The sequence below is a fragment of the Diaphorobacter oryzae DSM 22780 genome, from assembly GCF_059568935.1.
This window is the reverse complement of record NZ_JCANUL010000004.1, coordinates 57993-82644: the sequence shown is the minus strand read 5'-3', so window position 1 is coordinate 82644 and position 24652 is coordinate 57993. Positions and strand designations below refer to the sequence as shown.

At 69.3% G+C, this 24652-nt stretch carries 20 protein-coding genes and 1 pseudogene; 11 read left to right on the top strand and 10 right to left on the bottom strand.

Features of this window, described 5'->3' with window-relative positions; genetic code table 11:
• Positions 1-51 precede the first annotated feature (51 nt).
• The 4 genes from BP68_RS08240 to dnaG all read right to left on the bottom strand — a co-directional run bounded on the left by BP68_RS08240 (position 52) and on the right by dnaG (position 6880).
• Positions 52-1011 carry a ketopantoate reductase family protein gene (locus BP68_RS08240; protein WP_496370531.1) on the bottom strand — a complete coding sequence of 320 codons (960 nt, stop codon included), beginning with the start codon at positions 1009-1011 and terminating at the stop codon, positions 52-54.
• A gap of 16 nt (positions 1012-1027) precedes the next feature.
• On the bottom strand, positions 1028-2068 hold the full coding sequence (locus tag BP68_RS08235; protein ID WP_496370529.1) for a tripartite tricarboxylate transporter substrate binding protein: 1041 nt from the start codon (positions 2066-2068) through the stop codon (positions 1028-1030).
• Between the two features lie 175 nt (positions 2069-2243).
• Positions 2244-4664: an RNA polymerase sigma factor RpoD gene (gene rpoD, locus BP68_RS08230; protein WP_496370527.1), complete on the bottom strand. Its 2421-nt coding sequence runs from the start codon at positions 4662-4664 to the stop codon at positions 2244-2246.
• Positions 4665-4921: 257 nt separating this feature from the next.
• Complete coding sequence (dnaG, locus tag BP68_RS08225; protein ID WP_496371068.1) at positions 4922-6880, bottom strand: DNA primase; 1959 nt, start codon at positions 6878-6880, stop codon at positions 4922-4924.
• A gap of 103 nt (positions 6881-6983) precedes the next feature.
• On the opposite strand from dnaG, the gene BP68_RS08220 reads away from it, so the two are divergent.
• On the top strand, positions 6984-8630 hold the full coding sequence (locus BP68_RS08220; protein WP_496370525.1) for an acyl-CoA synthetase: 1647 nt from the start codon (positions 6984-6986) through the stop codon (positions 8628-8630).
• A gap of 51 nt (positions 8631-8681) precedes the next feature.
• Here BP68_RS08220 and BP68_RS08215 read toward each other — a convergent pair whose 3' ends face one another.
• Together BP68_RS08215 and BP68_RS08210 are read right to left on the bottom strand one after the other, a co-directional pair.
• The gene (locus BP68_RS08215; protein WP_496370523.1) at positions 8682-10265 is read right to left on the bottom strand and encodes a phospholipase D family protein; all 1584 of its coding nucleotides are present in this window, start codon (positions 10263-10265) and stop codon (positions 8682-8684) included.
• A 67-nt stretch (positions 10266-10332) separates the two neighbouring features.
• Positions 10333-11385 carry an Ldh family oxidoreductase gene (locus tag BP68_RS08210; RefSeq protein WP_496370521.1) on the bottom strand — a complete coding sequence of 351 codons (1053 nt, stop codon included), beginning with the start codon at positions 11383-11385 and terminating at the stop codon, positions 10333-10335.
• Positions 11386-11889: 504 nt separating this feature from the next.
• Here BP68_RS08210 and BP68_RS08205 point away from each other — a divergent pair.
• The 3 genes from BP68_RS08205 to BP68_RS08195 all read left to right on the top strand — a co-directional run bounded on the left by BP68_RS08205 (position 11890) and on the right by BP68_RS08195 (position 15699).
• On the top strand, positions 11890-13005 hold the full coding sequence (locus tag BP68_RS08205; RefSeq protein WP_496370519.1) for a TRAP transporter substrate-binding protein: 1116 nt from the start codon (positions 11890-11892) through the stop codon (positions 13003-13005).
• A 127-nt stretch (positions 13006-13132) separates the two neighbouring features.
• A complete protein-coding gene (locus tag BP68_RS08200) occupies positions 13133-13738 on the top strand; it encodes a TRAP transporter small permease subunit (protein ID WP_496370517.1) in 606 nt (201 codons plus the stop codon).
• The gene (locus tag BP68_RS08195) at positions 13735-15699 is read left to right on the top strand and encodes a TRAP transporter large permease (protein ID WP_496370515.1); all 1965 of its coding nucleotides are present in this window, start codon (positions 13735-13737) and stop codon (positions 15697-15699) included. Before BP68_RS08200 ends, BP68_RS08195 begins: the two co-directional genes overlap by 4 nt.
• 13 nt (positions 15700-15712) lie before the next feature.
• Here BP68_RS08195 and BP68_RS08190 read toward each other — a convergent pair whose 3' ends face one another.
• Positions 15713-16864 (bottom strand): substrate-binding domain-containing protein, encoded by a 1152-nt coding sequence (locus tag BP68_RS08190; RefSeq protein ID WP_496370513.1) that lies wholly within the window; start codon positions 16862-16864, stop codon positions 15713-15715.
• Between the two features lie 50 nt (positions 16865-16914).
• On the opposite strand from BP68_RS08190, the gene BP68_RS08185 reads away from it, so the two are divergent.
• The 3 genes from BP68_RS08185 to BP68_RS08175 are packed head-to-tail and all read left to right on the top strand — an operon-like array spanning position 16915 to position 19246.
• The gene (locus tag BP68_RS08185) at positions 16915-17652 is read left to right on the top strand and encodes an ABC transporter permease (protein ID WP_496370511.1); all 738 of its coding nucleotides are present in this window, start codon (positions 16915-16917) and stop codon (positions 17650-17652) included.
• On the top strand, positions 17649-18425 hold the full coding sequence (locus tag BP68_RS08180) for an ABC transporter ATP-binding protein (RefSeq protein ID WP_496370509.1): 777 nt from the start codon (positions 17649-17651) through the stop codon (positions 18423-18425). The genes BP68_RS08185 and BP68_RS08180 overlap by 4 nt, the downstream gene beginning before the upstream one ends.
• Positions 18422-19246 (top strand): ABC transporter substrate-binding protein, encoded by an 825-nt coding sequence (locus tag BP68_RS08175; RefSeq protein WP_496370507.1) that lies wholly within the window; start codon positions 18422-18424, stop codon positions 19244-19246. Before BP68_RS08180 ends, BP68_RS08175 begins: the two co-directional genes overlap by 4 nt.
• A gap of 31 nt (positions 19247-19277) precedes the next feature.
• Here BP68_RS08175 and modC read toward each other — a convergent pair whose 3' ends face one another.
• From modC to modA, 3 genes are all read right to left on the bottom strand, one after another.
• Positions 19278-20378, bottom strand: coding sequence for a molybdenum ABC transporter ATP-binding protein (gene modC / locus BP68_RS08170; protein WP_496370505.1), 1101 nt, complete (start codon positions 20376-20378; stop codon positions 19278-19280).
• On the bottom strand, positions 20375-21058 hold the full coding sequence (gene modB / locus BP68_RS08165) for a molybdate ABC transporter permease subunit (protein WP_496370503.1): 684 nt from the start codon (positions 21056-21058) through the stop codon (positions 20375-20377). Before modB ends, modC begins: the two co-directional genes overlap by 4 nt.
• 91 nt (positions 21059-21149) lie before the next feature.
• Entirely contained in the window at positions 21150-21914 is a 765-nt protein-coding gene (modA, locus tag BP68_RS08160; protein ID WP_496370501.1) for a molybdate ABC transporter substrate-binding protein, read from the bottom strand.
• A 91-nt stretch (positions 21915-22005) separates the two neighbouring features.
• On the opposite strand from modA, the gene BP68_RS08155 reads away from it, so the two are divergent.
• The 4 genes and pseudogenes from BP68_RS08155 to BP68_RS08140 all read left to right on the top strand — a co-directional run.
• Complete coding sequence (locus BP68_RS08155; RefSeq protein ID WP_496370500.1) at positions 22006-22803, top strand: TOBE domain-containing protein; 798 nt, start codon at positions 22006-22008, stop codon at positions 22801-22803.
• A 180-nt stretch (positions 22804-22983) separates the two neighbouring features.
• Positions 22984-23754 carry an ABC transporter ATP-binding protein gene (locus BP68_RS08150; RefSeq protein ID WP_496370499.1) on the top strand — a complete coding sequence of 257 codons (771 nt, stop codon included), beginning with the start codon at positions 22984-22986 and terminating at the stop codon, positions 23752-23754.
• Between the two features lies 1 nt (position 23755).
• A complete protein-coding gene (locus BP68_RS08145; protein WP_496370498.1) occupies positions 23756-24469 on the top strand; it encodes an ABC transporter ATP-binding protein in 714 nt (237 codons plus the stop codon).
• 46 nt (positions 24470-24515) lie between these two features.
• Positions 24516-24652, top strand: a pseudogene (locus BP68_RS08140) (ABC transporter substrate-binding protein); the annotation flags it as partial.

Here is a 24652-nt window from a genome sequence, read left to right as displayed (position 1 = left end):
ATGGATGAAAGTCTTTTAAGGCTCTAGCGCTTATGGGATAAGCGCAAGTTGCTATTGTTTTTGATGGCCTGCCTCGGCCATGCGCACCAGCACCAGCAGCGCGCGGTTGACCGGCGTGGACACCCCCAGGGCCGCGCCGCGCTGCACCACGTAGCCGTTCAGGTGCGCGATCTCGCTGGGCCTGCCGCGCGCCAGGTCCTGTGCGGTGGAGGACAGCTGGCCCGGCATGCTCTGCGCAATGCCGCGCACGGCGGCTGCCACGTCGCCGGGAATGTGCACGCCGTCCGCCCGCGCCACGGCCAGGCATTCGGCCACCAGGTCGGCGATCACGTCGGTGGCGCCGTCCTGCTGCACCAGCCAGCCGTAGGGCCGCTGCACGATGGCCGAGAGCGCGTTGTAGGCGCAGTTGACGACCAGCTTGGCCCAGAGCGCGCCGCGCACATCGTCTGCGACCTGCGTGGGGATGCCGGCCTCGCCCAGCTCGCGCGCCAGGCGCTCGCTGACGGGCGAGGGGGCGATCACCAGCTCGCCGCGCCCGAAATGCCGCACATGGCCCGGCCCGGCCATGGCCGTGGCCACATAGACCACGGCCGCCGCCACCGGATGGCCGGGGCCCAGCACGGCGCGGGCGCGCTCGTCGTTGTCCACGCCGTTTTGCAGCGTGAGCACCAGCGCGCCCGGGGCCAGGTGGGGCCGGATCTGCAGCGCGGTGGCTTCGGTGTCGGTGGACTTCACGCACAGCAGCACCACGTCGGCACCCTGCACGGCGCTGGCCTCGGTGCTGGCGGCCAGGGGCACATGGCTGTCCTGCGTGGCGGTCTGCAGCCGCAGGCCGCGGGCGCGGATGGCGTCCACATGGGCCTGGCGTCCGATGAGGGTGACGGCATGGCCGGCGCGCGCCAGCAGGGCGCCGAAGTAGCAGCCCACCGCGCCCGCGCCCATGACGGCGATGCGCAGGCGGTCGGGCCGGGGCGGGGGGGCGGCGGTGGTGCCGGTGGTGGTGTGGGGCATGGGCGGCGGGGGCGGATCAGCCCCGCTTGAGTTTGAGCAGATAGGTCATGACGCTGGCCGTGGTCTGCTCCAGCTCCAGGAAGTCCCGGAAGTCCTTGCCCACTTGCCAGGCGGTGTCCCAGCGGTTGGCGCGCAGCGCGCGCTGCCAGCTGTCCTGCGACGTGGCATGGTCCAGCGCCTGGACCAGCGCCTGCACGCTTTCGGCCGGCACGCCCTGCCCGGTGAACACGGCGCGCCAGTTGGCCATGTCGGCGTCCACGCCCTGTTCGCGGAACGTGGGCAGGCCGAAGATGCTGCGCCGCGACGAGATGCCGATCGCGCGCAGCTGGCCGCTGGCGATGGCTTCGCTGAATTCGCTGTAGCCCGACAGGCCCACCTGCGCCTTGCCCTGCAGCAGCGCGTTCACCACGTCGTTGCCGCCGGGAAAGGGCTGGTAGTGCAGCTGGTCGGGTGCGGCCTTGGCGGCCCGAAGCAGCAGGCCCGCGAACATGTGGTCCACCCCGCCGGCGGAGCCGCCGGCGATGTTCAGCGAGCGCGGGTCGGCGCGCAGGGCGGCGTTGAGATCCTTGGCGCTGCGCAGGGGCGAGTCCTTGGGCACGGCCACCACCACGTAGTCGCTGGTCAGGCGCGCCAGCGGCTGCACGCGCGACAGGTCCACGGCGGGCTTTTGCAGGGCGATGGCGCCCACCATGACCATGCCGCCGATGAGCAGCGTGTCGGGCTGCGCGTGGTAGCGCTCCACATACTGCGCCAGGCCGATGGTGCCGCCCTTGCCGCCCACGTTCTCGTAGTCCACGGCATCGGTGGCGCCGCTGGTGACCAGCGCCGCGCCCAGGGTGCGGCCGGTCTGGTCCCAGCCGCCGCCCGCGTTGGCGGGGATCACGATGCGCAGCCGGGGCGCCACCTTGCGCGTAGCGGCCGTTGCCGGTGCGGCCGGGCTCGGGGTCGGGATCAGCCATGGGGCGATCACGGCCGCCGCGGTGCCGGCGATGAGCCGTCGGCGCGTGGGGCTTGTGGGGGGAGGCTGGGGGAAGGCGGACTGGATGGCCGGTGGCACGGGAGTTCTCCTTGGTGTTGTCGCGGTATCTCCGCAGGGTGTGCGGATGCTTTTAATTGTCAGTGGCGCGTCATTGTGTGAGCAGCCACCGGCGAGTCTATGCGGGTTGCGCCGAAAACGGAAAAGGCCCGCGCCGTTGCCGGCGCGGGCCTTGGATGCTGCGGTGCAGCGCGGCTTACAGCGAGTCGATGAAGCTGCGCAGCTTGTCCGAGCGGCTGGGGTGCTTGAGCTTGCGCAGCGCCTTGGCCTCGATCTGGCGGATGCGCTCGCGCGTCACGTCGAACTGCTTGCCCACTTCCTCCAGCGTGTGGTCGGTGGACATCTCGATGCCGAAGCGCATGCGCAGCACCTTGGCTTCGCGCGGGGTCAGGCCGTCGAGGATGTCCTTGACCACGTCGCGCAGGCCGGCCTGCATGGCGGCGTCCACGGGCGCGGTGTTGTTGCTGTCCTCGATGAAGTCGCCCAGGTGGCTGTCGTCGTCGTCGCCGATGGGGGTTTCCATCGAGATCGGCTCCTTGGCGATCTTCATGATCTTGCGGATCTTGTCCTCGGGGATCTCCATCTTCGCGGCCAGGATGGACGCATCGGGCTCGAAGCCGAACTCCTGCAGGTGCTGGCGGCTGATGCGGTTCATCTTGTTGATGGTCTCGATCATGTGCACCGGGATGCGGATGGTGCGCGCCTGGTCGGCGATCGAGCGCGTGATGGCCTGGCGGATCCACCAGGTGGCGTAGGTCGAGAACTTGTAGCCGCGGCGGTATTCGAACTTGTCCACCGCCTTCATCAGGCCGATGTTGCCCTCCTGGATCAGGTCCAGGAACTGCAGGCCGCGGTTGGTGTACTTCTTGGCGATCGAGATCACCAGGCGCAGGTTGGCCTCGATCATCTCCTTTTTGGCGTCGCGCGAGCTGGATTCGCCCGCGTTCATGCGCTTGTTGATCTCCTTGAGCTCGGACAGCGGCACCACCACGCGCGACTGCAGGTCCATCAGCCGTTGCTGCAGTTCCTGGATGGGCGGAATGTTGCGCTCCATCACGGTGCTCCAGGGCTTGCCGGCGGCGGCCTGCTTCTCGACCCACTGCAGGTTCAGCAGGTTGGGCGGGAAGTCCTTGATGAAGATTTCCTGCGGCATGCCGCACTTGTCCACGATGATGCGGCGCAGCTCGCGTTCCTTCTTGCGCACGTCGTCCACCTGGGCGCGCACCATGTCGCACAGCTTCTCGATGGTCTTGGCCGTGAAGCGGATGGTCATCAGCTTGGCCGAGATTTCGTGCTGCACCTTCATGTACGCAGGAGTGCCGTAGCCCTCCTTGTCGTAGATCTTGTGCATCTTCTCGAACAGGCCGCGCAGCTCGTCGAAGCGGTCCAGCGCTTCGGTCTTGAGCTTTTCCAGCAGGCGCGTCATGGCCTTGGAGCCGCCCTTGCCGTCGTCGTCGTCTTCTTCGTCGTACTCGTCGAAGTCTTCTTCGGCCACGTAGTCGTCGGCCTCGTCGGGGTCGGAGAAGCCGTCGACCACGGTGGAGATGACCACCTTGCCCTCACGGATTTCCTCGCCCATGTTGAGGATCTCGGCAATCGTGGCGGGCGACGCGCTGATGGCCTCCATCATGTCCATCAGGCCGCCCTCGATGCGCTTGGCGATCTCGATTTCACCCTCGCGCGTGAGCAGCTCCACCGTACCCATCTCGCGCATGTACATGCGCACGGGGTCGGTGGTACGGCCGAATTCGCTGTCCACCGTGGAGAGCGCCGCCTCGGCTTCTTCCTCGGCCTCTTCCACCGTGGTGGCCGTGGGCGTCACGTTGTTCTGGAACAGGGTTTCCGCGTCAGGGGTCTGCTCGTACACCGCCACGCCCATGTCGTTGAGCATGGTGACCACGACTTCCATGGTCTCGGCGTCCACCAGCTTGTCGGGCAGGTGGTCGGAGATTTCCACCTGTGTCAGGTAGCCGCGGGTCTTGCCCAGCGTGATCAGCTTCTTGAGCTGCGAGCGGCGCTTGGCCATGTCCTCTTCGGACAGCACGGTCTCGTCCAGGCCGAATTCCTTCATCAAGGCGCGTTCCTTCGCCTTGCTGATCTTCATGCGCAGGGGCTTGACCTTCTCGGCCGTGGGCGCGGCCTCGGCGGCTTCTGGTTCCGGCTCGGGCTCGCCTTCCAGGTCAGATTCGATGTCGGACAGGTCGGCGTCGTCCTCCATGCCCTCTTCCTTGGCCTTGGGCTTGCGGCCGCGCTTGGCGGGCGTCTTGGCCGGGGCCTTTGCGGCGGCCGTCGCGGTGCCCGCGGCCTTGGCGGGGCGGCCGGGCTTCTTCTTGGGCGCTTCTTCGGAGGCGTCGGCGTCCACCGTGGCGGCCTTGGCGCGCACGGGTTTCTTCTTCAACAGTTCATCAGCGGCTTTTTTCAGCTCGGCAGCAGTTCTCGGCGTGGTCACGGTCTTGGCTTTCGTCGCAGCCTGGGGCGCGGCGGCAGCGGCCTTGGCAGTGGCTGCTTTCGCGGGCGCCTTGGCGGCGGTTTTCACAGTGGTTGCGGCGTTGGGGGCGGCCTTCGCAGCGGAACCAGAGGCGGACTTGGGCGACTTCGCGGACTTTTGAGCGGGCATGGACAACCTCAGAGTCAAAAACGGACACACAAAGAAAACACAAGCGCCACGGATCCCGGCGCGGGCAGGCACGGCAAAGGCAGGGCCTTCGCGGTTCGAGGGGTCAACCCTCAGGGGCAAGATGTCTGGGCGAACATTTGGTGTGCAGTCCTTGCGGTGGGGGAAGGCGGTTGTGCGTGTTTGTCACGGTTGCCTGGTCCGGAGGTGCTGCTGTCGCTCTTGCCGACAAACCTTATATTATACCGGCGGATAAAAAATCAAGTGCCGCCTTGGCCTGTTGTTTCCAGGATGCGGCGGCGCTCCTGGAGCTGGCGGTAGCGCTCCAGGGCCGCAGGGTCCTGGGCCGCAGCGGCTATCAGGGCGTTCTGCTCCCGCTTGATGGTGTCGATGAGCATGCGGTTGAGCAGGCCGCGCAGCTCGGAGCGCAGCTCGGTTTCGTCGCCCTCGGTCTGGGCGTGCGATCCCGTCATCACGCGCTCGGCCAGGGTCTGGCAGTCGTGGCCGGCCAGCGCCTCGCGCAGCACCGCCCAGGACTGTGGGCCATGCTCATGGAACTGGCCCTCAAGCCATAGAAACAGCGGACCATGCGGCGCCGGCTGGTCGCACAGCGTGGCGTGGTCTTCGTGCGACAGATCCTCCAGGAACTCCATGTGCGACAGCAGCAGACGCGCCGCGTGGTCGGTGCGGCCGGCCACGGGGGCGCGTGGCAGCGGGGGCTGGGCCGGGCGCTGCTCCTCGCGGCGCCAGCGGCCGCCCTTCCAGTCGCCGCTTTTGCGCCAGGGCTTGCGCTTGGCCTCGCCGGGGCCGGAGCCGCCCTGCCACATGCCCGGCGGCTCCTGGCCCCAGGGCGGCTCGTCCTCGAATACGGGGGGGAAGCCGTCCGGATGGGGCGCGGCGGCCGCGCCGCCGTGGCGCGGAGTCTCTTGGGCCCATAGCTCGGCCAGGTCCTTGGAGGGCAACTGGCCCAGCTCGCCGAGTTCGGTCAGCAACTGGCGCTTGAGCGCGCCATCGGGCAGCGCGGTCCACAGCGGCCGCGCATTGCTGAGCATGTGGGCGCGGCCCTCGGCCTGGCCCAGGTCGCAGCCTTCGCGCGCGGTCTCCAGCAGGAAGCGCGACAGCGGCATGGCGTCGCCCACATGGCGAGCGAAGGCTTCGGGCCCATGGGCGCGGATGAAGCTGTCGGGGTCGTGCTCGGCGGGCAGGAACAGGAACTTCACGCTGCGCGTGTCGCTGGCGTAGGGCAGGGCGCCGTCGAGCGCCTTGCGCGCCGCGCGCCGGCCGGCGGCGTCGCCGTCGAAGCTGAACACCACGGTGTCGGTGAAGCGAAACAGCTTGTGTACATGGTCGGCCGTGCAGGCCGTGCCCAGCGTGGCCACGGCGTTGGGAAAGCCGAGCTGGGCCAGCGCCACCACGTCCATGTAGCCCTCGGTGACGAGGGCGTAGCCCTGCTCGCGGATGGCGGTGCGCGCCTCGAACAGACCGTAGAGCTCGCGGCCCTTGTGGAACACGGCGGTCTCGGGTGAGTTGAGGTACTTGGGCTTGTCGTCGCCGAGCACGCGCCCGCCAAAGCCTATGCATTCGCCCTTGACGTTGCGGATGGGGAACATCACGCGGTCGCGGAAACGGTCATAGCGCTTGCCGTCTTCCTCGTTCACGATCACCAACCCGCTTTCCTCCAGCAGCGGGCTGTCGTACTCGGGAAAGACGCTGGCCAGGCCGCGCCAACCCTCGGGCGCATAGCCCAGGCCGTAGCGCTTGGCGACCTGGCCGGAAACGCCCCGGCCCTTGAAGTAGCCGATCGCGCGGGGCGACTCGCGCAGGTGGCGGCGCCAGGCCTCTCCGGCCTTTTCCAGCACGTCGGTCAGCGTGGCCTGCTTCTGGCGCTGGGCGGCGGCGCGCTCGCGGTCCTGGGGCGACATGTCGTCCTGCGGCACCTGCATGCCGACCTGCTGGGCCAGGTCGTGCACGGCCTCCACGAAGCCCATGCCCGCGTGGTCCATCAGAAAGCCGATGGCGTTGCCGTTCTTGCCGCAGCCGAAGCAGTGGAAGAACTGCTTGGAGGGGCTGACGCTGAACGAGGGCGACTTTTCCCCATGGAAGGGGCACAGCCCCATGAAGTTGGCGCCACTTTTCTTGAGTTGCACGTAGCGGCCGACCACGTCGACCACGTCGACGCGCGCGAGCAGCTCCTGGATGAATGGCTGGGGAATGGACACCCCGGTATTTTCGCCCATGGCTTATCAGCCCACCGTCAGCCGACTTTGCTGTAATGGGCGGGTTTTTGCATTCCATGGACTGAAGAAGAAAGAGGAGCTTGCCGTGACCAGCATCTACGACCAGAACCTGCCCCGCACCGAGGCCAACCACGCGCCGTTGTCGCCCCTGTCCTTCATCGAGCGCACGGCCGAGGTCTACCCCGATCGCCTGGCCATCGTGCACGGTGATCTGCGCCAGACCTGGGGCCAGACCTACGCGCGCTGCCGCCGCCTGGCCAGCAGCCTGCGCCGCGCCGGCATCGGCAAGAACGACACCGTGGCCGTGATGCTGCCCAACACCCCGCCCATGGTCGAGGCGCATTTCGGCGTGCCCATGGCGGGCGCCGTGCTCAATGCGCTGAACACGCGGCTGGATCCCGAGACCATCGCCTTCATGCTCGACCACGGCGAGGCCAAGGCGGTGATCGTGGACCCGGAATTCGCCTCCGTCATGGCCAAGGCCCTGGCGCTGCGCCAGTCGAAGCAGCCGTTGGTGCTCATCGACGTGGAAGACGCCGTCTATGGCGCCGCCGAGCAGCGCGTGGGCACGCAGACCTACGAGGAATTCCTCGCCCAGGGCGACCCGCAGTTCGCCTGGGAACTGCCGGGGGACGAGTGGGATGCCATCGCGCTCAACTACACCTCGGGCACCACCGGCAACCCCAAGGGCGTGGTCTACCACCACCGCGGCGCGGCCGTGAACGCCATCAGCAACGTGCTGGAGTGGGACATGCCCAAGCACGCCGTGTACCTGTGGACCCTGCCCATGTTCCACTGCAACGGCTGGTGCTTCCCCTGGACGGTGGCCGCGCGTGCGGGCGTCAACGTGTGCCTGCGCCGCGTGGAGGCGCAGGCGATCTTCGACGCGATCCGCAACCACGGCGTCACGCACTACTGCAGCGCGCCCATCGTGCACGGCCTGCTGGTGAACGCGCCGGCGGCCATGAAGGAAGGCGTGCCCGCGGGCGTGAAGGCCATGGTGGCCGGCGCCGCGCCGCCGGCCTCGATGATCGAAGGCATGGAGAAGATGGGCTTCGACCTCACCCATGTCTATGGCCTGACCGAGGTCTACGGCCCGGCCACCGTCTGCGCCAAGCACGCGGCCTGGGACGGCCTGGACATCGGCGAGCGCGCCCGTCTGAACGCCCGCCAGGGCGTGCGCTACCACCTGCAGCGCGCGGCCGCCGTGCTCGACCCCGAGACCATGCAGCCCGTGCCGCACGACGGCGAGACCATGGGCGAGATCATGTTTCGCGGCAACATCGCCATGAAGGGCTACCTGAAGAACCCCAAGGCGACCGAGGAGGCCTTCCGCGGCGGCTGGTTCCACAGCGGCGACCTGGCCGTGCAATACCCCGACGGCTACATCAAGATCAAGGACCGCAGCAAGGACATCATCATCTCGGGCGGCGAGAACATCTCGTCCATCGAGGTCGAGGACGTGCTCTACCGCCACCCCGACGTGCTGGCTGCCGCCGTGGTGGCCAAGCCCGACCCGAAATGGGGCGAGACGCCCTGCGCCTTCGTCGAGCTGAAGGCCGGCGCCAGCGCCACGCCCGAGGACATCGTGGCGCATTGCAAGAAGCACCTGGCCGGCTTCAAGGTGCCGCGCGCCGTGGTGTTCGGCGAGCTGCCCAAGACCAGCACCGGCAAGATCCAGAAGTTCGAGCTGCGCAAGCAGGCGGGTTCGGCCGCGGCCATCAACGTCTGAGGCCTTCTGCGTCAGGCCAGCCCCCGCCGCGCCGCAGGCGGGGGCAGCGCGCTACAGCAGCCACTCGATGGGCAGGCACATGAGCACGCGCACCATCGTGCGGCTCCACCAGGTGGTGTGGGGCTCGGTGGCGTAGACCGGCGGCGGGTCGCCCAGGCCGCCGTGCCATTGCAGTGCGCCGTCGCCGGCCAGCTTCACGCGGTAGGACTGTTCGGGCACCGTGGTGGCGAAGGCCTGCGCGACCTGCTGCGCCAGCGCCGGGCTGTCGATGAGGAAACCCAGCTCGGTGTTCAGGTGCGCCGAGCGCGGGTCGAAGTTGAGCGAGCCCACGAACACGCGCTCGCCGTCCACCGCGAAGGTCTTGGCGTGCAGGCTGGAGCCCGAACTGCCCAGGCGCCGGGCCAGCGGCTGGGCTGGTGCGCCGGCCAGCTCGGGCACCAGGCGGCGCATCTCGTAGAGCGTGACGCCGGCGGCCAGCAGGGGCCGGCGGTACTTGGCGTAGCCCGCGTGCACGGCGGGCACGTCCGTGGCCTCGAAGGCGTTGGTCAGCACCTGCACGCGCACGCCGGCCTCCTGCAGCCGCGCAAAGGCCGCCACGCCGGCGGCCGTGGGCACGAAGTAGGGCGAGACCAGGTCGACGCTGCGCCGCGGCTGGCCCAGTGCGGCCTCCAGCTGGGGCAGCAGCAGGCCTTCGCGCCGCGCCGCGCCCAGGCCCTTGGCCGGGTCGTCGCTGAGCATCTGCACGCGGGCCCATTCCAGCGGCAGCTCGTGGCGCAGCAGGCGCTGGACGAAGTCGCTGCGCAGGATGGCGAGGGCATAGTCGCGCGCGCCGTCCGACGCCAGCAGTGCCTGCGCCTGCTGCGCCAGCTGGGCCATGGCGGCGGGCTCCACGGCCGGCAGGAGGCCCTGGGCCGGGTAGGCGCTGGCGCTGCTCCAGTAGCGGTCGAAGTCGGTGGACACGGCCTGCACCACGGGGCCGACGGCCAGCACGTCCAGATCGGCGAACAGCACGCCCGAGGTGGCGCCGAAGTACTCGTCGCCCACGTTGCGCCCGCCGACGATGCTGGCCTGGTTGTCTGCCGTGAACGACTTGTTGTGCATGCGCCGGTTGGCGCGCCGCAGGTCCGCCAGATAGCCCAGCACCTTGGGGCTGCGCAGCGCGAAGGGGTTGAACAGGCGCACCTCGATGTGCGGGTGGGCGTCCAGCGCCGCGAGCTGCGCGTCCAGCCCGGACGTGCCCACGTCGTCCAGCAACAGGCGCACGCGCACGCCGCGCTCGGCCGCGGCCAGCAGCTCGCCCAGCAGCAGCGTGCCGGTGGTGTCGCCGCGCCAGATGTAGTACTGCACGTCCAGCGTGCGCTCGGCCGCGCGGGCCAGCAGCGCGCGGGCGGCGAAGGCATCGTGCGGGTGCTCCAGCGGGTGGATGCCGCTCAGGCCGGGGCGCGCCTGCACCTCGGGCGCCAGCGCCAGACCCAGGGGCGTGGCCTGCGCGGCGGGCAGGTCCAGCGCGGCAGATGCGCTGCGCCCCGCCAGCGGCGGCAGGGCGCAGCCACCCAGCAGCAGACTGGCCAGCACGCCGCCCAGCAGTGCGAGGGCGCGGCGCGGCGGCTGGTGCAGTGAGAAGAGTTTGCTCATTATTTGATAGCTGTTTGCGCTTTATCTATGGGCGCTGCAGGCCATTTTGGCTTGTATTGTGCCGCGGTCAGGCCGGCACGCCTGCCAGGCGCTGCAGCTCCTGCCAGGTGGCGGCGGGCAGCGCAATGCCTTCGCGCAGCGACTGTGCGCGCTGGCGGTAGCGGCGCTCGCCGGGCTGGCGCGTCTGGCCGGCGGCGGCCATGGCCTGCACCAGGTCCTCGCAGCGCTCGGCGAAGCCGCGGCCGGCATGCTTGGCCGGGTCGATGGCGATGATCAGTTCGCCCGTCCACGGCGTCTGCGCGCCCGGGTGCTGGCTCCAGTCGAACTCGAACGAGAAGTTGCCGCCGGTGAGCGCGGCGGCCAGCAGCTCCACCATCATCGACAGGGCCGATCCCTTGTAGCTGCTGTGCACGCCGCCGAAGGGCAGCAGGGCGCCGCCGTCCAGCATGGCGCGCGGGTCGTTGGTGGGCTGGCCGTGGCGGTCCACGCCGTGCCCCTCGGGCAGCAGCCGGCCCTCGCGCGCGGCGATCTGCACGTCGCCGTGGGCGATGGCGCTGGTGGCCAGGTCGAACACCAGCGGGTCGTGGCCCGCGCGCGGCGCGCCGAAGGCGATGGGGTTGGTGCCGAACACCGGCTTGGTGCCGCCGCTGGGCACCACGCAGGCCATGCTGTTGACCAGGGCCAGCGCCACCAGGCCGTCGCGCGCGAGCGGCTCCACGTCGGGCCACAGGGCGGCGAAGTGGTGCGAGTTGCGGATGGCCAGCAGCGCGATGCCGTTGGCGCGCGCCTTGGCCACCAGGGCCGGGTAGGCGGCCTGGTAGGCGGGCTGGGCAAAGCCGTTGCCGGCGTCCACCGCCAGATAGCCGGGCGCCAGGTCTTCCACGCGCGGCACGGCGCGGCCGTCCACCCAGCCGCTGGCCAGCGTGGACAGGTAGCCGGGGATGCGGAACACGCCGTGGCTGTGCGAGCCGTCACGCTCGGCGATGGCGCAGTTGTGGGCCAGCGCGGCGGCCACCTCGGCGCTGGTGCCGTGGCGCTCGAAGATGCGCGCCAGCGTGTCCTGCAGCGTGTCGAAGGCGATGTGCTGCGTGGCGGCGTCGGCGGTGTGGGGGACGGTCATGGGAAGCGGGACTCCTGTACGGTGGGGCGCAGGCGGCTGTGCGCATGCAGCGGTGAATCGGTTGCTATCAATATGGTAGCTGCTTGCGCTGGTGGATTCTGCGCAAGGGCCTTGTTTCCTTCAAATGGTACGCGAGGGTGCCCGCGCGTGGGTGCCGTGGCGCCGTGCGGCGCGAGAGCCGGGGCGGGAGGCTGCAGGAGTTGCCGCATGCCGGCGGCGCTGGGGCTTCGGTGCTCAAAAAACAACCGTTTGCTGCGCTGCGGCGAAGGTGCGCTGGAGAGGGGGCGCCGCCACTGTTCTGTTGATAGCAGCAGAAGTCTTCGTGCGTGGACTTTCAGGCGTTGGGCCTGCGCCGCACGGGCCAGAGTGTGCATTGCATCAATGCGGCGCGGCGCGGCCGCCTGCGGGGGAACGCTTCGCGTAAACCCTCTTTTGTGAGCATCCGCAGCGCGCCAAAGATGCGGGTCTGGATTGTCCAGGCATCCCAACCAAGGAGTGAAGTAGATGACAGAGCAGACCAAGACCACAGGCCGCCGTAACCTACTCAAGGGAGCTGCGGTTGCCGCTGGGGCCATGTCCGTGCCGATGATCAGCACGGCGCAGACCACGGTCTTCCGCTTCCAAAGCACCTGGCCGGCGAAGGATATCTTTCACGAGTTCGCGGGCGACCTGGCCAAGAAGATCAACGAGATGGCGGGCAACCGCCTGAAGATCGAGGTGCTGCCCGCGGGTGCCGTGGTGCCGGCCTTCCAGCTGCTGGACGCGGTGGCCAAGGGCACGCTGGACGGCGGCCATGGCGTGGTGGCCTACTGGTACGGCAAGAACCAGGCCGTGGCGCTGTGGGGCTCCGGCCCGGCCTTCGGCATGGATGCCAACATGGTGCTGGCCTGGCACAACTATGGCGGCGGCAAGGAGCTGCTGGACGAGATCTACAAGAGCCTGAACCTGGACGTGGTGTCCAAGCTCTACGGCCCCATGCCCACGCAGCCGCTGGGCTGGTTCAAGAAGCCGGTGGCGAAGGTCGAGGACCTGAAGGGCCTGAAGTTCCGCACCGTGGGCCTGGCGGTGGATGTGTTCACCGAGATGGGCGTGGCCGTGAACCCGCTGCCCGGCGGCGAGATCGTGCCGGCGCTGGACCGGGGCCTGCTCGACGCGGCCGAGTTCAACAACGCCTCCAGCGACCGCGTGCTGGGCTTCCCCGACGTGGCCAAGAACTGCATGCTGCACAGCTTCCACCAGTCCAGCGAGCAGTTCGAGGTGCTGTTCAACAAGACCAAGTACGACGCGCTGCCCACCGAACTGAAGTCGATCATCGACTACGCCACGCAGGCCGCCAGCGCCGACATGAGCTGGAAGGCCGCCGACCGCTACGCCAAGGACTACGCCGAGATGCAGTCCAAGCAGGGCGTGAAGTTCTACAAGACGCCCGACGCCATCCTGCGCGCGCAGCTGGCCGCCTGGGACAAGGTGACGACCAAGAAGGCGGCCGAGAACGCGATGTTCAAGAAGGTCATGGACTCCATGCGCGCCTTCGCGCAGCGCAGCGGCCGCTGGAGGAACGACACCGACGTCGATTTCAAGATGGCCTGGAACCACTACTTCGCGCAGCGCTCCAGCTGACGCACCGGCACAACGGGCCCGCCACGGGCCCGTTTCTTTCTCACGGCGAGGGGCCCGGCGCGGGCCGCTCTTCTTGGCCCGTGCCCGTTTCTTCATGGCCCCCTGGGCTGCAGAGTTCCTTCCTGTCATGCAAAAGCTACTACTCGGGGTCGATGCGGTGTCGACCTTCATCGGCAAGGTGGCCGCGTGGGCCGTCGTGGGCCTGACCGCGCTGATCTGCTGGGAGGTGTTCTCCCGCTACGCGCTGAACAATCCCCATGCCTGGGTGCTGGATGCGCAGATCATGCTGTACGGCACGATGTTCATGCTGGCCGGCGCCTACACGCTGGCCAAGAACGGCCATGTGCGCGGCGACGTGCTGTATGGCTTCTTCAGCCCCCGCGTGCAGGCCGGGCTGGACCTAGCCCTGTACATCCTGTTCTTTCTTCCGGGCGTGCTGGCCATGACATGGGCCGGCTGGACCTATGCGCAGGAGTCGCTGGCCATCAATGAGCAGACCTTCTCCGCCACGCCGCTGCCCCTGTACCCCTTCAAGTTCGTGATTCCCCTGGCGGGTGCCGTGCTGCTGCTGCAGGGCCTGGCGGAGATCGCACGCTGCGTGATCTGCCTGCGGCAGGGCGCCTGGCCCCTGCGCGGCGAGGATGTGGAGGAGGTGGATGTCGACAAGCTCCGGGAAATGGTGCATGTGACGGATGGCGACCTGCAGGCACCTGCGACGGGGGGCAAGGCATGAAGATGCGCAAGGAACTGTGGTTCGGCTTCTCCATCATGGGGATGGTGGTGGCCGGGGCGGCGTGGCTGCTGCTGAGCGTGGACACCATCACGAACGGCCACCTGGGGCTGCTGATGCTGTCGCTGGTGGTGGTGGCCATCATGCTGGGCTTTCCCACGGCGTTCACGCTGATGGGCATGGGCATGATCTTCACCTGGCTGGCCTACGACAGGGACATCGGGCGCACGCTGGACCTGATGGTGCAGGCCGCCTACAAGAGCATGGCCAACGACGTGCTGATCGCGATCCCGCTGTTCGTGTTCATGGGCTATCTGGTCGAGCGCGCGAACCTGATCGAGAAGCTGTTCAAGAGCCTGCATCTGGCCATGGCGCGCGTTCCCGGCTCGCTGGCCGTGGCCACGCTGGTGACCTGCGCCATCTTCGCCACCGCCACGGGCATCGTGGGCGCGGTGGTCACGCTCATGGGCCTGCTGGCGCTGCCGGCCATGCTGCGCGCGGGCTACAGCACGCCCATGTCGGCCGGTGCCATCACTGCGGGCGGCTGCCTGGGCATCCTGATTCCGCCGTCGGTGCTGCTGATTCTCTACGGCGCCACGGCCGGTGTGTCGGTGGTGCAGCTGTATGCGGGCGCGTTTTTTCCGGGCCTGATGCTGGCGGGCCTGTACGTGGCCTACGTGATCCTGATGGCCAAGCTCAAGCCCGCATGGGCGCCGCCGCTGTCGGCCAAGGAGCGGGAGGTGGCGCTGCCGGCGATGACGGCGGCGCTGCCCGCCGAGACCCGGCACTACGCCCCGCTGCGTCTGCTGGCCGCGCTCAAGGGCCAGCGCAATGCCCAGGTGCCCATGGCCTATGTGCTGCGGCAGCTGGCGCTGGTGGTGTTGCCGGGGCTGCTGTTCGTGCTGCTTGCGGTCACGAGCTGGCGCGCCGTCACGACGGTGCCGGCCGAGGCGGCGTATGAGCTCCAGCCCATCGGCTTCAACGATGGCCCATCCGGCTCATCTTCGACGGGTGGCTTGCAGGAGCCACCGGGCGCGGGCGGCCTGCAGGAGCCGCCGCAGGAGCCCGCGGGCCTGCAAGAGCCGCCGGGCGCGGACAGCGCCGGGGGCCTGGCGGAGCCGCCGGGTGCGGAGCCCGCGGCCGCTCCCGCCCAGGGACTGGCCACGCCGCCGGCGCCCAGTGGCGGTGCAGAGCCCCAGGCCACGGCCCAGCCCGCGCCGACCTGGTGGTGGGTGGGCCTTGGCGTGCTGGGAGCGCTCACGGCGGCGTTCTACCTGTTCCTCAGCTTCGCACGCCTGGAAATCTTCAAGATGCTGCTGGGCTCGTTCTTTCCGCTCATGGTGCTGATCCTGTCCGTCCTGGGCTCCATCGTCTTCGGCCTGGCCACGCCGACCGAGGCGGCCGCCATGGGGGCGCTGGGGGGCTTTCTGCTGGCGGCGGCCTACAAGCGGCTGACCATGGGCGTGGTCAGCGAGTCGGTCTATCTCACGGCCAAGACCTCGGCCATGGTGTGCTGGCTGTTCGTAGGCTCGGCCATCTTCTCGGCGGCGTTCGCGCTGCTGGGCGGGCAGGAGCTGATCGAGAAGTGGGTGCTGTCCATGAACCTGAGCAAGATCGAGTTCATGGTGCTGTCGCAGGTGGTGATCTTCCTGCTCGGCTGGCCGCTGGAATGGACGGAGATCATCGTGATCTTCATGCCCATCTTCATTCCGCTGCTGAGCCACTTCGGCGTGGACCCGTTGTTCTTCGGCCTGCTGGTGGCGCTGAACCTGCAGACGGCCTTCCTCTCGCCGCCGGTGGCCATGTCGGCCTTCTATCTGAAGGGCGTGGCGCCGCCGCATGTGACGCTGAACCAGATCTTCCTGGGCATGCTGCCCTTCATGGGCATCCAGGTGCTGGCCATCGTGCTGCTGTACCTGTGGCCGCAGATCGGCCTGTGGCTGCCGCAGCTGCTCTACCGTTGAGGGTGCGCCGCCGTCAGCGCGGCGGCCCGGCTTCGCCGGGCTGGCCTGCGCTCTTGCGGCGCGCAAAGCGCCACCAGGGCAGCACGCGGCTCATGGCCAGCACTTCGCCGCAGTGCATGGGCGCATAGCCCGGCATGGCCGCCATGCGCCGCTGCCAGGCGGGGGTCTGCAGCAGCTCGCGCAGGGCGCGCGTGGCGGGCTGCTCCAGCGTGGACCTGAGGCAGGCCAGGTGGTAGCGTTCCTGCACCAGCGGAACGAAGTCCAGCCCGCGCGCGCGGGCCGCCAGCTCGATGCCCATGCCCACATCGGCACTGCCGGCCGCAATCGCCTGGGCCAGCGCGGCGTGCGAGGGCTCGTCGCGCTCGTAGCCGTCGATGTCGCCGGGCTCCAGGCCGGCCTGCGCCAGCAGGTCGCACAGCAGCACGCGCGTGCCCGTGCCCAGGGGGCGGTTGACGAAGCGTGCCCCGGTGCGCGCCACGTCGGCCAGGCCGGTCAGGCCCAGCGGATTGCCGCGCGCCACGATCAGGCCCTGCGTGCGCCGCGCAAAGCCGATGACCTTGTGCAGGCCCGGCTGCAGCAGCGGGCGGTAGGTTTGCGCGGCCAGCGAGTCCTGGGCCGGCCCCTCCAGCGTGTGAAAGCCGGCGATGGTGCAGCGCCCCTCGTTGAGCGCGCGGATGGCGTCCACGCTGCCCGTGAAGCGGATGTCCAGATGCAGGCCGCCGCCCGCACCCGTGCCAGGGCGGCCGGGCGCCGCGGCGAAGGCGCGCAGCACCGACAGCGCGTCGTCATGGCTGGCATACAGCGTGAGCACATGGGCGCTGTCGTCGAAGGCGACGGCGAAGGCGCGCTCCAGATCGGCGCGCAGCGCCTCGATCTGCGGCGCCAGCCGCGCCTGGGCCTGGCGTTCGGCCCACAGCAGCTTGGTGCCGAACTCGCTGAGCTGCGCCGACTGGCCCTTACCCCAGATGATGAGCGTCCCGCCCAGCTGCTCCTCCCAGCGCTTGAGCGCGCCCCAGACATGGCGGTACGACAGGTCGAGCGCCCGCGCCGCGCCCGATATGGAACCCTGCTGCGCCACGGCCTGCAGCATGTCGAGCAGGGGGTTGCGGATCACGGCGTCGCCCATGTCGTGGTCGAGCGTGTAGTGGAGTTGGATCCTATGCACGGGAGTTCATATCGCCTCGGTTTGGATTGCTGCATACGATAGCCGAACCCATGTCCACCCTGACCCAGAGCGCCGCCACGGCGCTGCAGCTCATCACCTCTGCCGATGCAGCCTTGTGGACCATCGTTGCCCGCTCCCTGGCCGTGAGCGCCACGGCCTGCGCCCTGGCCTGCGGCGCCGGCCTGGCGCTGGGCGCATGGCTGGGCGTGGCGCGCTTTCCCGGGCGCGGCGGCGTGCTGTCGGTACTCAACACGCTGCTGGCCGTGCCCTCGGTGGTGGTGGGGCTGGGGGTGTACCTGCTGCTGTCGCGCAGCGGGCCGCTGGGTGGCCTGGGCTGGCTGTTTTCCTTCCAGGCCATGGTGCTGGCGCAGGCGCTGCTGGTGCTGCCCGTGGTCACCGCCCTGACGCGCCAGGTGGTCGAGGATGTCGAGCGCGTGCATGGCGAGCAACTGCGCTCGCTGGGGGCGGGTGCGCCGCTGCGCGCGCTGCTGATCGCCTGGGATGAGCGCTACGCGCTGCTCACGGTGCTGATGGCGGCCTTCGGCCGCGCCATCTCGGAAGTGGGCGCCGTGATGATCGTGGGCGGCAACATCGACGGCTTCACGCGCGTGATGACCACCGCCATCGCGCTGGAAACCAGCAAGGGCGACCTGCCGCTGGCCCTGGGCCTGGGCCTGGTGTTGCTGGCCGTGGTGCTGGCGCTCAATGTGCTGATCGCGCTGCTGCGCCGCTGGCGCGAGCGCGTGGATGGTGCCGCCACCGGCGCCATGGCGGGGCTGGCCGCATGAGCGCGCTGTCGCCGTCCGCCTGGCGCGGCAGGGCCGGGCCGCAGGCCGTGGACACCATCGAGCCGCCCCTGTTCGCACTGCGCAACGTGGCCGTGCGCTATGGCGCGGTACAGGCGCTGGAGGGCGTGAGTCTGCGCGTGCAGCCGGGCGAGCGCGTGGCGCTGGTGGGCGCCAACGGCAGCGGCAAGAGCACGCTGCTGCGCGTGCTGCACGGCATGGTGCGGCCCGGCTTGGGCGAGCTGCGCCGCGACGGCGATCCGCGCGTGGCGATGGTGTTCCAGCGGCCCTTCGTGCTGCGCACCGGCGCGCTGGCCAATGTGGCGCTGGGCCTGTGGCTGCGCGGCGCGCGCTGGCGCGAGGCGCACGCGCTGGCCGTGGCGGCGCTGCAGCGCGTGGGGCTGCAGGACATGGCCCGGCAGAACGCGCGCACCCTCTCGGGCGGGCAGCAGCAGCGCCTGGCCTTCGCGCGGGCCTGGGCGCTGCGGCCCGATGTGCTGTTGCTGGACGAGCCCACCGCCAGCCTGGACCCGCATGCCAAGCGCGAGGTCGAGGCGCTGATGGCCGACTTCGCCGCCGGCCATGGCAGCGCCGGACCCGCGCAGCCCATGACCATGGTGTTCAGCAGCCACAACCTGGGCCAGGTCAAGCGCCTGGCCAGCCGCGTGGTCTACCTGGAGCAGGGCCGCATCCTGGCCGACCTGCCCGTGCACGACTTCTTCAACGGCCCTCTGCCCGAGGCCGCCCGCTTGTTCGTCAAAGGAGAGACAGGATGAGGGATTTCAAGCGTTTCATGCCTCCAGCGGTCACCCGTATTGCGCTGGGGGCTATCTTTTTGATAGTAAGTGGCGGTGCGGCGGCGCAGGTCATCACCATGGCGTCCACCACCTCCACCGAGCAGTCGGGCCTGTTCACCCACCTGCTGCCCGCGTTCAGCAAGGCCACCGGCATCGCCGTGAAGGTGGTGGCCGTGGGCACGGGGCAGGCGCTGGACATGGCGCGCCGCGGCGATGCCGACGTGCTCTTCGTGCACGACCAGGCGGCGGAAGAGAAGTTCGTGGCCGACGGCTGGGGCCTCAAGCGCTACCCGGTCATGTACAACGACTTCATCCTCGTGGGCGGCAAGGGCGATCCGGCCGGGGCCCGGGGCAACGACATCGCCACGGCGCTCCAGAAGATTGCCGCGGCCAACGCCGAATTCGTCTCGCGCGGCGACAAGAGCGGCACGCATGCGGCCGAGCTGCGCTACTGGAAGATCGCCAGCGACGGTGCCAAGGGCAGCGGCTACAAGGAATGCGGCTGCGGCATGGGCCCGGCGCTGAACATCGCGGCCGCAAGCGGCGCCTACGTGCTGACGGACCGCGGCACCTGGCTCAACTTCAAGAACCGCGACGGCCTGGCCGTGCTGGTGGAGGGCGACAAGCGCCTGTTCAACCAGTATGGCGTGATGGTGGTGAACCCGGCCCGGCACCCGCATGTGAAGCAGGCCGAGGCGCAGAAGTTCGTGGACTGGGTGACCTCGCCCGCGGGCCAAGGCGCCATTGCCGGCTACCGGATCAACGGCGAGCAACTGTTCTTCCCCAACGCCAATCCCTGACGGGGCTCCATGGCGCAGCGGCGCGGGCGGCTCAATCCACCAGAGCCACGCCCTTGACCTGGGCGAACACCGTGTCGCCCACGGCCAGCGCCAGCGTCTGGCACGAGCGCAGGGTGATGCGCGCGAGCAGCGGCGTGCCCACCGCGTCCAGCGCCACCAGCACCTGGCCCGGGCCGTCGTCGGCCAGCGCGGTGATGCGCGCGGGCAGCAGGTTCAGGATGCTGCTGTCGGGCGCGCGCGTGCGCGCCACGCTCACGTCGCGCGCCAGCACGCGCAGGCGCACGGGCTCGCCCACCGCGCGCCGGCGGCTGCTGGCCAGCTGAATCTGGCCGCCGGCTATGCCCACGGTGAGCAGGTGGTCGTGCGCGTCGTGCGCCAGCACGCGGCCCTTCACCAGCGTGGCGGCCGCGTCGCCATGGGCCAGGGGCAGGTCCAGCCGTGCCATCAGCTCGGCCGTGGGGCCCTGGGCCGTGACGCGGCCGGCCTCCAGCAGCACCAGGTGCGAGGCCAGGCGCGCCACCTCGTCGGGCGAGTGGCTGACGTAGAGCACGGGAATGTCCAGGCTGCGCTGCAACCGCTCCAGGTAGGGCATGACCTCGGCCTTGCGCGCGGCGTCCAGCGCGGCCAGGGGCTCGTCCATCAGCAGCACGCGCGGCTGGGCCGCCAGCGCCCGCGCAATGGCCACGCGCTGGCGCTCGCCGCCCGACAGGGTGTGCGGCATGCGCTCCAGCAGCCCGCCCAGGCCCAGCAGATCCACCGATTGCGCGAGCGACACCTGCCGGCGCGCGGACGGCTGGCGGCGCAGGCCGTATTCCATGTTGCGCTGCACGTTCAGGTGCGCGAACAGGCTGGCCTCCTGGAACACGTAGCCCAGGCTGCGCCGGTGGGTGGGCAGCCAGCGGCGGCTGGCGTCGTCCTGCCAGGTCTCGCCGTTCACCCGCACCTGGCCGTGCGCGCGCTCCAGCCCCGCCAGCGCCCGCAGGCAGGTGGTCTTGCCGCAGCCCGAGGGGCCGAACAGCGCCGTCACGCCGTGGCCCGGCAGCTGCAGATCGACGTCCAGGCAGAAGTCCGCGCGCTGCAGCTGCAGGCGCGCCTGGATGCCGGTGGCGGATGGGGGGGTGATGCTGTTCATCGCGCGGCCTTGGGTTGCAGCCAGTGCAGCAGCATGAGCACGATGAACGAGAACACCACCATGCCGCCGGCCAGCCAGTGGGCCTGGGCGTACTCCATGGCCTCCACATGGTCGTAGATCTGCACCGACACCACGCGCGTCACGCCGGGGATGTTGCCGCCCAGCATGAGCACCACGCCGAACTCGCCCACGGTGTGCGCGAAGCTCAGGATGGCCGCGGTGATGAAGCCCGGCCGCGCCAGCGGCAGGGCCACGGTGAAGAAGCGGTCCAGCGGGCTGGCGCCCAGCGTGGCCGCCACCTCCAGCGGCCGGCGGCCCAGGGCCTCGAAGGCGCGCTGCAGCGGCTGCACGGCGAAGGGCAGCGAATACACGAGCGAGCCGAGCACCAGGCCGGGAAAGGTGAAGGGCAGGCGCCCCAGGCCCAGGGATTCGGTCAGGTGGCCGATGGGCCCGTGCGGTCCCATGCTGACCAGCAGGTAAAAGCCGATCACCGTGGGCGGCAGCACCAGGGGCAGCGCCACCACCGCGCCCACCGGCCCGCGCCAGCGCGAGTGCGTGTGCGCCAGCCACCAGGCCAGCGGCGTGCACAGGATCAGCAGCAGCACCGTGGTGATGCCGGCCAGTTCCAGCGTCAGGGTGATGGCTGCCCAGTCTTCGGGGCTGAGCAGGGGGAGGTTCACTGCTATCGAAACAAGAGCTGCTTGCGCTTGCCTATGGGCGGTTTGATGCCTAAATCATGCCAGATGGCTTGAAAACAAAGCGCAAGGCGCTTCAAAAACCATAGCCGTACGACTGGATGATGGCACGCGCCTTGTCGCCGCGCAGGTACTGCATGAGCGCCGCCGCGGCGGCGTTGCCTTGGGCCGCCTTGAGCACGATGGCGTCCTGGCGGATGGGCTCGTGCATGCTGGCGGGCACGATCCAGGCCGAGCCCTCGCGCAGCTTGCCGCCCTCCATCACCTGCGACAGCGCCACGAAGCCCAGCGGCGCATTGCCCGAGGCGGCGAACTGGTAGGTCTGGGCGATGTTCTCGCCCTGCACCATGCGCGGCTGCACCTGCGCCGTCAGCCCGAGCTTGTCCAGCGTCTGCATGGCGGCCAGGCCGTAGGGGGCCAGCTTGGGGTTGGCGATGGCGATGTGCTTCCAGTCGTTCTTGGCCAGCACCTTGCCTTCGGCGTCCACGTAGCCGGCCTGCTTGCTCCACAGCACCAGCTGGCCGATGGCGTAGGTGAAGCGCGTCGCGCCGTCGCCCAGGCCTTCCTTGCCGATCTTCTCGGGCGTGGTGTCGTCGGCCGCGAGCAGCACGCCGAAGGGCGCGCCGTTGGCGATCTGCGCATAGAACTTGCCGGTGGCGCCGAACGACAGCACGGCCTTGTGGCCCGTGTCCTGCTCGAACTGCACGGCGATCTTCTGCATCGGCGCGGTGAAGTTCGCCGCCACGGCCACCGCGACCTCGTCGGCATGGGCGGCGGGCAGAACGAGCGCCGCCAGGCCCAGGACGGACAGCATGCCTTTGTGCAGGGAGAAACCAGCCATGGAGAAAACCTCGCTATTCCTAATATGAATAGCGCTGAGTATAGCCAGCACCCCGACCAGCACCCCGGCCGGCCCCCTGCGGCGGGCGGGCATGATGTGCGCCATGCAGCAATCCGTATCGTTTCTGGATGCCCTGGGGCATGGCATGGCCGACAAGCGCATCGACATCCTGCGCCAGATCGGGCAGGGCGGCTCCATCTCGCAGGCCGCGCGGGCCGTGGGCGTGAGCTACAAGGCCGCGTGGCAGGCGCTGGACACGCTGACCAACCTGGCCGGCGTGGCGCTGGTGGAGCGCGTGGTGGGCGGTGTGGGCGGCGGCGGCGCGCGGCTCACGCCGGCCGGGCAGCAGCTGCTGGCCACGGCCGATGCCATGCGGCAGGCGCGGGCGTCGGTGCTGGCGGGGCTGGGCGAGGGCAGCGGCGCCGATCTGGCCGCCGCGCGGCTGTCCGTGCGCACCAGCATGCGCAACCAGTGGCCGTGCACCGTGCATGCCATGCAGGCGCGCGGGCAGATCGTGCGCGTGCATCTGCGCGGCGCGGGGGGCGAGGGCGGCGCGGGGGCGGCGCTGGCCGTGTGCGCGCGCATCACGCGCGAGAGCGCGGAGCTGCTGGGCCTGCGCCCTGGCATGCCCGTGCAGGCCCTGTGCAAGGCCACGGCGGTGCGCGTGCAGCCGCTGGACGCGGCCGATGCCGTGCACGGCGACAACCAGTGGCCGGGCCGGGTCACGCGCGTATCGCGCGGCGAACTGGGCGACGAGGTGGCGGCCGAGCTGGCCGCCGGCGTGCAGATGGTGGGCTTTGCAGCGCCGCGCTCGGGCCTGCGGGCGCGCTCGCGCGTGGCGCTGTCGGTGGATGAGTCCGCCGTCGTGCTGGCCATCGTGGGTGCCTGACCCGGCCAGGGCCTGGGCCTGGCGCCGGCCGGAGGCGGCGTTACGCTGTTATTACGTAGGCGTTTATACATAGGCATTTCTCCCAGTTATGGCGCGGGGGGCCGCCCTTTAGGATGCGGTGCAACATAAACATGGAGCAGAGGCCGTGCAGCGCATTCGCGTGGCATGTGCCTGGCGGCAATGAGCGACGTCATACTGAAAACATCCCACCTCACAAAGGAATTCAAGGGCTTCACGGCGGTCAGCGACGTGAGTCTGAGCGTGCGCCGCGGGTCCATCCACGCCCTGATCGGACCCAACGGCGCAGGCAAGACGACATGCTTCAACCTGCTCACCAAGTTCCTGGAGCCGACCTCGGGCACGATCCACTTCAACGGCCAGGACATCACGCAGGAGCAGCCAGCGCAGATCGCGCGGCGCGGCGTGATCCGCTCGTTCCAGATCTCGGCCGTGTTCCCGCACCTCACGCTGATGGAGAACGTGCGCCTGGGCCTGCAGCGCAAGCTGGGCACCAGCTACCACTTCTGGCGCAGCGAGCGCAGCCTGAGCGCGCTGAACGGGCGCGCCATGGAACTGCTGGGCGAAGTGGGCCTGCAGGACCTGGCCGACGAGGTCACGGTGAACCTGCCCTATGGCCGCAAGCGCGCGCTGGAGATCGCCACCACGCTGGCGATGGAGCCCGAACTCATGCTGCTGGACGAGCCCACGCAGGGCATGGGCCACGAGGACGTGGACCGCGTGACGCAACTGATCAAGAAGGTGTCTGCGGGACGCACGATTCTCATGGTGGAGCACAACATGAAGGTCATCTCGACCATTGCCGATTGCATCACGGTGCTGCAGCGCGGCGCCGTCCTGGCCGAGGGGCCCTACGAAGAAGTCTCGAAGAATCCACAAGTCATGGAAGCGTACATGGGCACGACCGACGGCCAACTGCAGGGGGCGCACTGAGATGGCTGGCACGCCCGCATTGGAAATCCGCAATCTTGAGGCCTGGTACGGCGAGTCGCACGTGCTGCACGGCGTGGACATGGTCGTGCAGCCCGGCGAAGTCGTCACCCTGCTGGGGCGCAATGGCGCGGGACGCACGTCCACCATGCGCGCCATCATGGGCCTGACCGGCTCGCGCAAGGGCTCGGTCAAGATCGACGGCCAGGAAACCATCCACATGCCCACGCACCGCATCGCGCACCTGGGCGTGGGCTACTGCCCCGAGGAGCGGGGCATCTTCTCCAGCCTGTCGTGCGAGGAGAACCTGATGCTGCCGCCCATGCTCAAGACCGGCACGCAGGGCATGTCGGTGGACGAGATCTATGCCATGTTCCCCAACCTGGCCGAGCGCAAGAGCAGCCAGGGCACGCGGCTGTCCGGCGGCGAGCAGCAGATGCTGGCCGTGGCGCGCATCCTGCGCACGGGCGCCAAGCTGCTGCTGCTCGACGAGATCTCCGAAGGCCTGGCGCCCGTGATCGTGCAGGCACTGGCCCGCATGATCACCACGCTGCGCCAGAAGGGCTACACGGTGGTGATGGTGGAGCAGAACTTCCGCTTCGCCGCGCCGCTGGCCGACCGTTTCTACGTGATGGAGCATGGCCGCATCGTCGAGCAGTTCGGCGCGGCCGAGCTCGACGCCAAGATGCCCGTGCTTAACCAGCTGTTGGGCGTTTGAATCCACGCCTCCCTATCCAAAAAATTTGACCAAGAAGGAGACCGCAATGCGAAAGACACTCAAGACTCTGGTGGCAGTGCTGGGAACCGCCGGCCTGGCCATGTCGGCCCTGCAGGCCCATGCGCAGGACAAGGTGAAGATCGGCTTCATCACCGACATGTCCAGCCTCTACGCCGACGTGGA